Annotated in this window: 12 protein-coding genes; 9 read left to right on the top strand and 3 right to left on the bottom strand. The window is 53.6% G+C overall.

Annotated features, from left to right (window positions below):
* Window positions 1-27 precede the first annotated feature (27 nt).
* On the top strand, window positions 28-267 hold the full coding sequence (gene rpoZ, locus METMA_RS0113595) for a DNA-directed RNA polymerase subunit omega (protein ID WP_020159641.1): 240 nt from the start codon (window positions 28-30) through the stop codon (window positions 265-267).
* Window positions 268-290: 23 nt separating this feature from the next.
* The gene (locus tag METMA_RS0113590) at window positions 291-2,459 is read left to right on the top strand and encodes a RelA/SpoT family protein (protein ID WP_020159640.1); all 2,169 of its coding nucleotides are present in this window, start codon (window positions 291-293) and stop codon (window positions 2,457-2,459) included.
* Between the two features lie 26 nt (window positions 2,460-2,485).
* Here the strand turns inward: METMA_RS0113590 and METMA_RS0113585 are convergent, their stop codons facing one another.
* Complete coding sequence (locus METMA_RS0113585; RefSeq protein WP_020159639.1) at window positions 2,486-2,803, bottom strand: CcdB family protein; 318 nt, start codon at window positions 2,801-2,803, stop codon at window positions 2,486-2,488.
* Window position 2,804: 1 nt separating this feature from the next.
* On the bottom strand, window positions 2,805-3,044 hold the full coding sequence (locus METMA_RS0113580) for a type II toxin-antitoxin system CcdA family antitoxin (RefSeq protein WP_020159638.1): 240 nt from the start codon (window positions 3,042-3,044) through the stop codon (window positions 2,805-2,807).
* A 476-nt stretch (window positions 3,045-3,520) separates the two neighbouring features.
* Here METMA_RS0113580 and METMA_RS0113575 point away from each other — a divergent pair, with 476 nt between their 5' ends.
* Genes METMA_RS0113575 through METMA_RS0113565 form a run of 3 tightly spaced genes read left to right on the top strand, consistent with a single transcriptional unit; the run spans window position 3,521 to window position 6,605 of the window.
* The gene (locus METMA_RS0113575; protein ID WP_020159637.1) at window positions 3,521-3,922 is read left to right on the top strand and encodes a RidA family protein; all 402 of its coding nucleotides are present in this window, start codon (window positions 3,521-3,523) and stop codon (window positions 3,920-3,922) included.
* A 23-nt stretch (window positions 3,923-3,945) separates the two neighbouring features.
* Window positions 3,946-6,036 (top strand): ATP-dependent DNA helicase RecG, encoded by a 2,091-nt coding sequence (gene recG / locus METMA_RS0113570; RefSeq protein WP_020159636.1) that lies wholly within the window; start codon window positions 3,946-3,948, stop codon window positions 6,034-6,036.
* A gap of 5 nt (window positions 6,037-6,041) precedes the next feature.
* A complete protein-coding gene (locus METMA_RS0113565; protein WP_020159635.1) occupies window positions 6,042-6,605 on the top strand; it encodes a chorismate--pyruvate lyase family protein in 564 nt (187 codons plus the stop codon).
* Between the two features lie 2 nt (window positions 6,606-6,607).
* Here the strand turns inward: METMA_RS0113565 and METMA_RS0113560 are convergent, their stop codons facing one another.
* Entirely contained in the window at window positions 6,608-7,417 is an 810-nt protein-coding gene (locus METMA_RS0113560; protein ID WP_027147321.1) for a thermonuclease family protein, read from the bottom strand.
* Between the two features lie 67 nt (window positions 7,418-7,484).
* Between METMA_RS0113560 and dtd the strand changes: the two genes are divergently transcribed.
* The 4 genes from dtd to trhP all read left to right on the top strand — a co-directional run bounded on the left by dtd (window position 7,485) and on the right by trhP (window position 11,774).
* On the top strand, window positions 7,485-7,940 hold the full coding sequence (gene dtd, locus METMA_RS0113555) for a D-aminoacyl-tRNA deacylase (protein ID WP_020159633.1): 456 nt from the start codon (window positions 7,485-7,487) through the stop codon (window positions 7,938-7,940).
* 73 nt (window positions 7,941-8,013) lie between these two features.
* The gene (locus METMA_RS0113550) at window positions 8,014-9,078 is read left to right on the top strand and encodes a YjgN family protein (protein ID WP_020159632.1); all 1,065 of its coding nucleotides are present in this window, start codon (window positions 8,014-8,016) and stop codon (window positions 9,076-9,078) included.
* The gene (locus METMA_RS24610; RefSeq protein ID WP_020159631.1) at window positions 9,075-10,124 is read left to right on the top strand and encodes a M48 family metallopeptidase; all 1,050 of its coding nucleotides are present in this window, start codon (window positions 9,075-9,077) and stop codon (window positions 10,122-10,124) included. Before METMA_RS0113550 ends, METMA_RS24610 begins: the two co-directional genes overlap by 4 nt.
* 306 nt (window positions 10,125-10,430) lie before the next feature.
* Window positions 10,431-11,774 carry a prephenate-dependent tRNA uridine(34) hydroxylase TrhP gene (trhP, locus tag METMA_RS0113535; RefSeq protein WP_020159629.1) on the top strand — a complete coding sequence of 448 codons (1,344 nt, stop codon included), beginning with the start codon at window positions 10,431-10,433 and terminating at the stop codon, window positions 11,772-11,774.
* The last annotated feature ends 27 nt before the right edge of the window (window positions 11,775-11,801 follow it).

The raw sequence follows: 11,801 nt of genomic DNA, 5'->3' as shown, positions 1-11,801 counted from the left end.
ATTTTCTTAATTTATTAGGTTTAAAAAATGGCCAGAGTCACGATCGAAGATTGTTTAGAAAACGTAGAAAACCGCTTTAAGCTGGTTTTATTAGCCAGCACCCGGGCGCGTCAGCTCAGCAAAGGCGCGGATGAATTCGTTACGCGCAACAAAGACAAAGATACGGTTGTCGCATTACGTGAAATCGCGGCGGGCCATGTCACCCCTGAAAATGTCAACCTGCTGCATCGCGCTGGCGAGAATCACGATACCGGCACCATGTTTTAAGCCCTGACCGTATTGAATTGACCATGTTGAATATAGCCGACACAATTGAGCTTGAACGCCCTCAGGACAAACTGATCCGGCGTTTGTGCGAAACTTTGAGCGGCTATCTGGATCAGTCCCAGATCGATGAAATTGTCCGTGCCTATGAATTCAGCGCCTCCGCTCATGCCGGCCAATTTCGCAAAAGTGGCGAAGCCTATATCTGCCACCCTATTTCCGTTGCCATCAGCCTGGCTGAAATGCGCATGGATGCGCATGGCATCATGGCGGCGATTCTGCACGATGTCATTGAAGACACCCCGATCAGCAAAAAAGAATTAGCCAACCAGTTCGGCCCGGAAGTGGCGGAACTGGTCGACGGCGTCACCAAGCTCACCAAAATCGATAGCAAATCGCACGCCGAAGCGCAGGCCGAGAATGTCCGCAAAATGTTTATGGCCATGGCCAAGGATTTGCGCGTCATCATGGTTAAACTGGCGGACCGGCTGCACAACATGCAGACTCTCGGTGCCATGAAGGTGGAAAAAAAGCGCCGCATCGCCCGCGAAACGCTGGATATTTATGCCCCCATCGCCAATCGCCTGGGCATGAACAATATCCGGCACAAGCTTGAGTCGCTGGGCTTTGAGGCGCTGTATCCCTTGCGCCATGCCATTTTAAAGAACGCGGTCAGAAAAGCCCGCGGCAATCGCCGCAAGATTGTCGACACTATTGAAAGCGCGATAAAAAACCGCCTGGAACAGGCCGGACTGCACTGTGAAGTGGCTGGACGGGAAAAAAATCTTTACAGCATTTACCAGAAAATGCTGAACAAAAAAATTTCTTTTTCCGATGTTTTCGATGTCTATGCCTTCAGGATTTATTGCGACAATGTCGACAATTGTTATCGTGTATTAGGCATCGCACACAACCTGTACAAACCGATTCCGGGCCGGTTCAAGGATTACATCGCCCTGCCCAAGGCCAATGGTTATCAATCCCTACACACCATCCTGATCGGTCCTTACGGCGTGCCCATTGAAATCCAGATCAGAACGCACGAAATGCACCGCATGTCGGAATCGGGCATTGCCGCGCACTGGCTGTACAAATCCGATGACGACAAATCCGAAAAATTTCAGGCTGGCGCCAACGAATGGCTCAGGGAGTTGCTGGAAATTCAGAAATCGGCCGGCGATTCGCTGGAGTTCATCGATAACCTGAAAGTCGATCTTTTCCCGCAGGAAGTGTTCGTGTTTACACCGCAGGGCGGCATTATCAAATTGCCGCGCGGCGCGACCATTATTGATTTCGCCTATGCCGTCCATACCGATATCGGCAATGCCTGCGTTTCCGCCCGCATCGACAAGCAGCTGGTGCCGCTGCAATCGACGCTGGAAAACGGCGTCACGGTGGAGGTCATTACCGCCTCCTGGGCCCGGCCCAACCCGCTGTGGCTCAACTATGTCATTACCGCCAAGGCCCGTTCCAGCATACGTACCTATCTAAAGCATTTCAAGCAACAGGAAGCCATCAATCTCGGCCGCCGTTTGCTGGAAAAAGAGCTGCAAGCCATGCATTTGCATCTTGAAAACATCGAGCAGGACCGGATACTGGGGCTGCTCGATGCGATGTCCATTCAGAGCCTGGATGAACTGCTCGAAGACATCGGGCTGGGCAACAAAATGCCGTTCCTGATTGCCAAGCGCCTCACGCAGGACGACGTGCACGCGGCAGTCAAACTCGATAACAGCGATAGCGGCGTAAGAAACCCGCTGATCATCAAGGGCACCGAAGGCATGGTCATCACGCTGGCAAAATGCTGCCGGCCGATTCCGGGCGATTCGATCATCGGCTTTTTCAATCCCGGCCGCGGCATTGTTGTGCATCACCATGAATGTCGCAACCGCATTGATGCCAGAAAAAAACAGACCAGCTGGCTGGATGTGGAATGGAGTCCGGATGCCATCGGCGACTTCCCGGCCGAAATTCGCATAGAAATACTGAATCAGCGCGGCTCCCTGGCGACAATCGCATCGACGATCTCCGAATTGAATTCAAACATCGAAAATGTCACCGTGGTCGACCAGGATGACCGCGTTTCCGTCGACTTGATCACCTTGACGGTCAAGGACCGTGTGCATCTGGCCCGGATCATGCGCAGGCTGAAGGAATTATCGATCGTACTGAAAATCACGCGGGTCAAAGCTTAGGGCCAATACTGTTGAGTTAAGTACTATCAGAATCCATGAAACAAAAAATCCAGTGCCGCGGTAATTTCAAACTGCTTGTCAGCAAGCGATACAACCGGTGATTTCAATAATTGACGTGGCACCGCCGCCAGCTTTGGAATTTCTAATAAACACTCAATCCCTTCCACCTCAATAATTGGAATAAGATTACCGGGAATTGCGACTGAAGAGAAACGGTCACGCCTTCGTAGAGGCACTACGATACGCGTGTCCAGACCGTGTAACAGATCACTTTGCACATCCACCAGATACGGAGTCTCAGCAGATTGCTTACCCGCGTTGCGATAAACATCAAAACGCGCCATTTTAAAATGAGCGCCACTGATCCAGAGGCAAACCCTCACTGTTTATGGTCTGATTATAAGCCTCAATAAAATCGCTGTTATCTTGCAGCCAACGTCGTTCGCGCTCCTTGGCAACCAGTTCACGCAAAAATTGGTCACAAACTTGAGAAATATTAATATTTAAAGCCTTCGCCTCGGTTAGAACATCCAATGAAAGCGTAATATTAGTAGGCTTCTTGGATGATTTGAGTATTTTCTGCATGATATGCACTCCTTCTGTAGAGAGTTGATGCGCATAATATAACAACATGTTTAGTATTTAACACGCGTATTTTTAAGCTAAGGACTTGGCTAACCTGCATTAACAACTGACAAACCGCCCCATCACCTTCCATGCCGCCGGCAATCGGCAGAAATGGCCACCATGAGCTTGTTGGCCGTGGCTGATAAGACTTCAGAGCCACTGTGTCGTTAATCTTGACGGTATTCTGATCGGCTCCCGTATTAAAACTGGCGCCCAATTTAAACTTACTGCGTAACATCAGTGATTAAATTTGAAAGCTCAGGCGCTTCCAAGCATATTCGCTATGTTTTTTGAATAGACCACATTCGGAATGACCTGAACCCTTGACAACAAAGGACACAAGAAAATTTCCGCCGGATTCCTTATAATGCGAGGGTGAATTAATTCTCGTCCAGTGATTTAACTACTTTGCCAACTGATACACAGGAATAACAATGACAAAAGAAATTATCCAGACCGATAAAGCACCCCAGGCCATCGGAACCTATTCGCAAGCAGTTAAGGTCGACAATACCGTTTATCTCTCGGGGCAGATTCCCCTGGTTCCGGCCACCATGACCCTGATCGAGGGCGATATCTCGGCCCAGATCACGCAGGTGTTCGAAAACCTGAAAGCGGTAGCCGAAGCGGCCGGCGGCGATCTTTCCGATATCGTCAAACTGAACGTGTTTCTGACCGATCTGTCGCACTTTCCCATCGTCAACGAAATCATGGGCCATTATTTTCAGGCGCCTTACCCGGCGCGTGCCGCGATTGGCGTAGCCGCGCTGCCTAAGGACGCCGGCGTGGAAATGGATGCGATCATGCAACTGAATGCACAAACCTATCCTATCTAAACTCAAGCTTGACCAGCCCGTCGATGCTGCATCCGAATACGCTTAATCAGTCGGTCGCATCCTTGGCGGGCATAGGCGGCCAAACCGCACAGCGCCTGGAAAAACTCGGTATCCGCACGGTCCAGGATCTGATTTTTCACCTGCCGCACCGCTATGAAGACCGCACGCGCGTCTACCCTATCGGTTCCTTGACGCCGGGCATGACCGTATTGGTCTGCGGTAAAGTCGAATTCACCGATATTCTGCCCCGAGGCCGGAAAAGCCTGGTCTGCCGCATCAGTGACGGAACCGGTTTTATCAGCCTGAAATTCTTTCATTTCAGCGCCAGCCAGCATAATGCGCTGCAGCCGGGCACTCTGCTCAGCTGTTTTGCCGAAGTGCGCAATGGCTTTGCCGGCCTGGAAATGGTTCATCCTGAATACAAAATCATATCAGGGCCGGACAGCTGCGTGACGGAAACCTGCCTGACGCCCGTTTATCCACTGACCGAAGGCCTCAGGCAGGCGACGTTAAGAAAAGCCATAAAACAGGCCCTGGCCATCTGCCTCCATGAAAGCCAGCTGTTGCCGGACTGGATTCCCGAGACGGTCTTAAAGCGCTACCGTTACCCTTCCTTGCTGGAGGCCATACAGACCCTGCATGCGCCGGACGAATCGATCTCGACGGCGGCGTTGCAAGACGGCAATGTGCCGGCGCTGAAACGGCTGGCGTTTGAGGAATTGCTGGCTCATCACCTGAGTCTCAGGAAATCGAGAAACAAGATCAAGACCTGGCATGCTCCGTGTTTTCCCATCAACCGGGTCATCAGCGAGCACTTTATCCGTGCCCTGCCCTTCGGCCTGACCCGCGCGCAACAGCGCGTCATCGCCGAAATCGAGGCGGATTGCAGCCGCAACCATCCAATGATGCGTCTGGTTCAGGGCGATGTCGGCTCCGGCAAAACCGTCGTGGCCGCCTACGCGGCCTTGCTGGCCTTATCGGCAGGCTTTCAGGTTGCGATCATGGCGCCGACCGAATTGCTGGCCGAGCAGCACTTCCGCAACTTCAGCAGCTGGTTCGAGCATTTCCAGACGCAGGTGGTGTTTCTGACCGGACAACTGAAAGGCAACCCGAGAAAAGATGCCCTGCAAGCGCTAGCCGACGGCAGCGCCGGCATCATCATCGGCACGCATGCTTTGTTTCAGGACAGCGTCAACTTTCACAAGCTGGGCCTGGTGATTATCGACGAACAGCACCGCTTCGGCGTGCACCAGCGGCTGGCGCTCAGGGAGAAAGGCCAGCAGACCGGGCTGCGTCCGCATCAGCTGGTGATGACAGCGACCCCGATTCCACGCACGCTGGCCATGCTGCAATATTCCGATCTCGATATCTCGATTATCGACGAGCTGCCGCCGGGCAGACAACCGGTGGTCACCAGCGTCATTCCCGCCGAGCGCCGCGACGATGTTATCGCACGCATCGACACGTGGGTCGCCCGAAAAAGGCAGGCCTACTGGGTGTGCACGTTGATCGAGGAGTCGGAAGTGTTGCAGTGCGAAGCCGCCGAGAAAACCGCCGAACGTCTGAACCAGGCCTTGCCGAATGTGCGCATCGGCCTGGTCCACGGACGCATGAAAGCGGCCGAGAAAGAGGCCGTCATGCAGGACTTCAAGCAGCATCATCTCGATCTGCTGGTCGCCACGACCGTCATCGAGGTCGGCGTCGATGTGCCCAATGCCGGACTGATGATTATCGAAAATCCGGAACGGCTGGGCCTGTCCCAGCTGCACCAGCTGCGAGGCCGGGTCGGCCGCGGCGAAGGCGACAGTTACTGTCTGCTGATGTACCAGCCGCCGCTGACCGATACGGCCCGCCAGCGCCTGGGTATTTTAAGGGACAGCAACGACGGCTTCGTGATCGCCGAGAAGGACCTGCAATTGCGCGGCCCGGGCGAGGTCATGGGCACACGGCAAACCGGCGCCATGCATTTTAAAATTGCCGATTTGTCCCGCGATTCGGATTTACTGGATAATATCCAGCAGATAGCCGACACTTTTTTTAACGAATCGCCCGAAGCCGTACAGCCGTTGATCGATCGCTGGCTGGGCGATGCGACAGACTATGCAGAGGTTTAGACTCGTTGACCACTAAAAGCTTTTTATTCACGCAGGAACCTGACTGGTTCGAGAACCGCCAGGGCACCCGTCATTGTCTACCGGAGGCCGTTCAGTCCTGGACCTATGAAGCCGGCTCCTTGACGCAGCGCCTGCGCAATTATTACGGCGATGCCGTTACCGTTAAAGTACTGCGGCAGCAATGGCACACGCCGTTTCTGAGTGAGCGCCGGCTGCTCAAGTTACGCGAAAACCGTTACAGTCTGATTCGTGAAGTGCTCATGCATGCGGACGGCAAGCCGCTGATCCTGGCCCGCACCATCATACCGGTCCGCACCCTCAACGCCGCCAAGCGCAGCCTGTCGCACCTGGGCAACCGCCCGCTGGGCGAAGTGATTTTTTCCTACCCCCGGCTCGAACGCAAGGAAATGGATGTCGCTATGATCAATCCAGTTATATGGACGCCGGCAGCGATTGCAGAAGCCGGCATAAATGGGCCGCTATGGGGCAGAAGAACCGTCTATGTCATTCGGCGCCGGCAGATGCTGGTCAGTGAGTTTTTTCTGCCGGGAGCATTGGAAATTTCATAAACTTACCTCGGCTTGATCGCACTGGGATGGCGGATCAGCATCGAAAAGCCGTTCCTGTTTTTATTGAGCCAGCCGCGAACTTCGATACTCCGCCCCAGATAGCTGTTCATGTCCGGAAACAAGGACAGCCATTTGCGCTCAATGCGTGCTTCGAACTGACTGGAAAATTCCAGATAGCTGTATTTGCGGCTGTTGCGGATCTTCATCACCCTGCCCACCAACCGAGTCCAGCCCGCATGCCCCTGGCCGGCAAGACGGCTGACCGGCATTACGGCATATTCGGCGCGCCGCCAAATGCCCAGCCCGGCCTGCTCGACCTGATCCTGGGCGTTCACCAGTTCCTCGACATATTGCAGATTGGGCGGATAAATATTGACGGTTGCCAACCCTGCCGCGACCAGTTGCAGATTGATATGTTCATTGTCCTCGGTAAACAGATGCGCCAGCGTTCTTTTGTATTTATCGGTTTTCTCGGTATCGGTTTCCAGACGGACCTTGCTGTTCCGCAGCTTATCGGTCAGCCAGCGCTTCGCCTCATCGCCGCCGGCCTGGGTGTCCTCGTTTTTATGCTGGACTTCCGGCGTATTGATGCCCAACAGTCGAACCCGGCGACCATCCTCCAGCAGCACCGTATCGCCGTCAAAAACTTTTTTTACCCGGTAGAATGAATAACCTGGCTGGATATCGACGATTTTCGCACCGGGCGATGGCCGATCGGAGAAATGCCGGTTGCCGCCGTCATCCCGCCATTGGTAAATTTCGGCGCCAGTCCAGGATGACCACGCCAATAATAAAATCAGTAAAAACCTCATGCACCTGCCTGTATTATAATGATTAAAATTTTTATCCATGCCAACCTGACAACCTGTGCCAATACTCATGCTCACGATCATTCAACGCGTCACCACCGCTAACGTCACCGTCAATAATGAAGTCATAGGCCAGATCGGCAAAGGCATTATGGCGCTGGTCGCCGTTGAAAGAGAAGACAGCGAAAAAGACGCTCAGCGCCTGCTTGAGCGCATGCTCAACTATCGCATTTTTGCCGACGACAATGATCGCATGAATTTGAGCTTGCGTGATATCGGCGGCGGCCTGTTGCTGGTCCCGCAATTTACCCTGGCCGCCGACACCAACAGTGGCAATCGCCCGAGCTTTACCCCGGCCGCGTCGCCGGAAAAAGGGCAACAGTTGTTCGGCTATCTGCAGCAGCTGGCAAGCGCCACTTATCCGCACGTCGAATTCGGCCAATTCGGTGCCGACATGCAGGTTGCACTGGTCAATGATGGACCGGTTACTTTTACGTTAAGGACGACAACCAACCGAAATAACTGAGTCTGGGCACTAGCAAGATAAAAAAATTCGACTAAAATGACTTTTTTAATAAAAAAAATTAAATGAGGTCATCATGCTTAAGGGAACTAAAGAAACACCGGTCGAATTTACCGGCAAGGCAGGCGAATATTTTGGCATCTGGATCGTCAATCTATTGCTGAGCATTATCACGCTGGGCATTTATTCCGCCTGGGCCAAGGTGCGGCGCAAAAAGTATTTTTACCAGAATACATTAATCGATGGCGTCGGCTTTGATTATCATGCCTCGCCTATCGCCATACTCAAAGGCCGCATCATTGCCTTCGTTTTCTTCATGGCTTATATCTTCAGCCAGCACATTTCGCCTTTCCTGCCTACGGTGTTTGCCTTCATCATTCTATTTTTAATGCCCTGGCTGGTCATACGGACGATGACTTTCAACGCGCGCAACTCCAGCTATCGCGGATTGCGCTTTGATTTTAACGGCGATATGCGCGAAGCGGCGATCGTCTTTATCGGCTTGCCGATACTGATCATTTTTACCCTGGGCTTGATTGTCCCTTACATGGTCATGCGCCAATCCCGCTATCTGATCCAGAATCACAAGTTTGGCCTCACCGCCTTCAGCATGGATGCGCAGGCAAAAGATTTTTACCAGATCTACGGAAAAGCCCTGTTGCTCTTGTTGGGCATAGGTGCAGCCCTCTCGGTTGCAGTGACATTGACGGTCGACCAGAATTTTTTATTGAACGCTGTCAATGACATGCGGACGGTAGAGACGTTCGCCAACTTCGGAATCATCATCGCGGTGTTCTTCCTGTTTTACTTCTTGGTCATACTAGGAATAGGCGCTTATATACAATCAAGAATCTCAAACCTGGTCTGGAATTCCACCACGCTCGGCAATCTGTCTTTCCACAGCCACTTGCGCGCCCGCGATATGCTCTGGCTGTATCTGAGCAATCTGCTGATCATCATCTGCTCGTTCGGCCTGCTGACGCCATTGGCACATATTCGCATGATGCGCTACCGGGCATCGCGCCTTAACCTGACAGGCGAAACCGATTTTGAGCGTTTCATTGGCGACAAGAAAGCCGATGTTAAAGCCACGGGGGCGGAAATGGCGGAAATGTTCGACCTTGATATTTCATTTGGATGATTAATTTTCAAGCGGATTACTTCGACGGTATCAGCGCGCGTGCCGTCAAGGTAGACATCGAAGCGGACAGCGACGGGCTTGCCTTTATCGCGCAAGGTGTCCGGCACCTCTTTCAGTTGGTGGATATACAGGTACAACCGAAACTTGGCCGCGCGCGGCGCGTGATCGAACTGCCGGACGGCGGTCGGCTGGAAGCTGAGGATATCGCCCTGCTGGAGGCGCTGAAACCTGATAAAAAGGCGTTCTTCTGGCATTGGCTGCACCGGCTTGAAAATCATCTGGGCTGGGCGCTGCTCGCTTTAATACTGACCATCCTGACAGGCTGGGCCAGCGTGCGCTTCGGTATTCCGGCACTGGCCGAACAGGTCGCGCACGCCATGCCGCCCGCCATGGAACGCCAGCTTGGCGAGCAGGTATTAGCCATAATGGACCACGAACAGTTGGGGTACTTTAAGCCCAGCCTTCTGGAACCGGCGCGTCAAACCGCTTTGAGCGCAAGGCTCAAGACTTTGTGCGAGCAACAACTTGATTGCCCCGCGTACAACCTGGAATTCCGGGGCGGCGGCCATATCGGCGCCAATGCCCTGGCTTTGCCTGGCGGCTACGTGGTCGTCACGGATGAACTGGTCGCCCTGGCAACAACCGATCAGGAAGTCATCGCGATACTGACGCATGAACTGGGCCATGTAAAACTGCGCCATGCACTGCGGCAAACGCTGCAAGGCGCCTTGTCCGGTCTGTTGCTGGCGGCGGTGACCGGCGATGTCGACTCCCTCGCCTCCGGCCTTCCGGCCGTGCTGCTGCAACTTCGTTACTCGCGCCAGATGGAAACGGAAGCCGATAGCTATGCCCTGGCATCGCTGCAGCGCGCCTGTGTGCCGCCGCACCTGTTCGCCGATCTGTTAAGCCGACTGGAACAGGAAGCGGGCGCCTTAATTCCCGAGATCGTGTCTTCTCATCCTGACAATCAAGCGCGAGTACAGCCTTTTCTCGAGGCAAAACTCGATTGCCTGCCAGCCCCTTCCCCTGCTCACTCAGTGCCTTAGCTTCTGTTACCAATCATCGGAACTGTCCTCATCATATGGTTGGGATTTAACATTTTTTGGAATCTTCGGCATGTTCGCCGTTCTGAGTAAAATCAAGGCACTGCCTAAAACAAAAAGCAGGACGATGATCAATAATATTATCCACATACAATACTCCTGAATTGACAGGCTCTATATTCGATTGCCCGGCGGCCCGGACCCTCTACCTGAGCGACAGTCTTGACCGGCCGGCCGCTAAGCTATCTCACTTAATCGTCGCAAATTACGATAGAATATATGGCAATCGATTCCATTGACACACATACCATGAAACAAGTTGAACTGCTTTCCCCCGCCGGCACCCTGAAAAACATGCGCTATGCCTTCGCATTCGGCGCCGATGCTGTCTATGCCGGACAGCCGCGTTACAGTCTCAGAGTGCGCAACAATGATTTTCTTGAAGACAATCTGGCCAAGGGTATTAGTGAGGCGCATGCGCTGGGTAAAAAATTTTTCCTGGCCACTAATGTGATTCCCCATAATGCCAAAATCAAAACCTTTCTGGCCGATATCGAACCGATTATCGCCATGAAACCGGACGCTCTGATCATGGCCGATCCGGGGCTGATCATGATGGTGCGCGAAACCTGGCCGGACATGCCTGTCCATCTGTCCGTGCAGGCCAATACGGTCAATTATGCCACGGTAAAATTCTGGCAAAGCATGGGCGTCGAGCGCGTGATCCTGTCGCGTGAACTGTCGCTGGATGAAATCGAGGAGATCCGCCAGCGCTGCCCCGACATGGAACTGGAAGTGTTCGTGCACGGCGCGCTGTGCATCGCCTATTCCGGCCGCTGCCTGCTGTCGGGCTATTTCAATCACCGCGATCCGAACCAGGGCACCTGCACGAATTCCTGCCGCTGGAAATACGACACGCTGCCCGCGCATGAAAACGCCGAAGGCGATTACGTGCTCGATGGCGGTGCCCTGTCCATGGCTGATATCAGCACGGCCAGCTGCGGCGGCGCGGACCGGCACCCCCTGGCGGACAAAGTCTATTTCCTCGAAGAGGAAGGCCGCAAGGGCGAACTGTTGCCGGTCATGGAGGATGAGAACGGCACCTACATCATGAATTCGAAAGACCTGCGCGCCATCGAGCACGTGCAGCGGCTGGTGGAGATCGGCGTGGACAGCCTTAAAATCGAAGGCCGCACCAAGTCGCATTATTACGTCGCGCGCACGGCGCAGACCTACCGCCAGGCTATTGACGATGCGCAGGCAGGACGCCCCTTCCGGCCCGAACTGCTCGGCGTGCTGGAAAACCTGGCCAATCGCGGCTATACCGACGGCTTTTATCAGCGCCATCATACGCACGAATACCAGAACTATATCACTGGTTATTCGAAAAGCCATCAGCAACAGTTTTGCGGCGAAATCAGAAGTTATGACAAGGACAGCGGCCTGGCCGTGATCGATGTTAAAAACAAGTTTGCGGTCGGTGACAGAATCGAGCTGATTCTGCCGGAAGGTAACCGGGACATTACCGTGGAACGCATGCTGGACATGTACGGCCGCGATATGCAGGAAGCTCCGGGCGGCGGTTATGAAGTCAAAATACCGATGCCTGAAACCGCCAATAACCACGGCCTGATCGCGCGTTACTTCGCTTGATTCGTTAACCAATGGGCCGCCGGACCG

Origin of the sequence: Methylobacter marinus A45, assembly GCF_000383855.1 — a bacterium.
Lineage (GTDB): Bacteria > Pseudomonadota > Gammaproteobacteria > Methylococcales > Methylomonadaceae > Methylobacter > Methylobacter marinus.
This window is presented reverse-complemented; position numbering and strand designations above follow the sequence as displayed.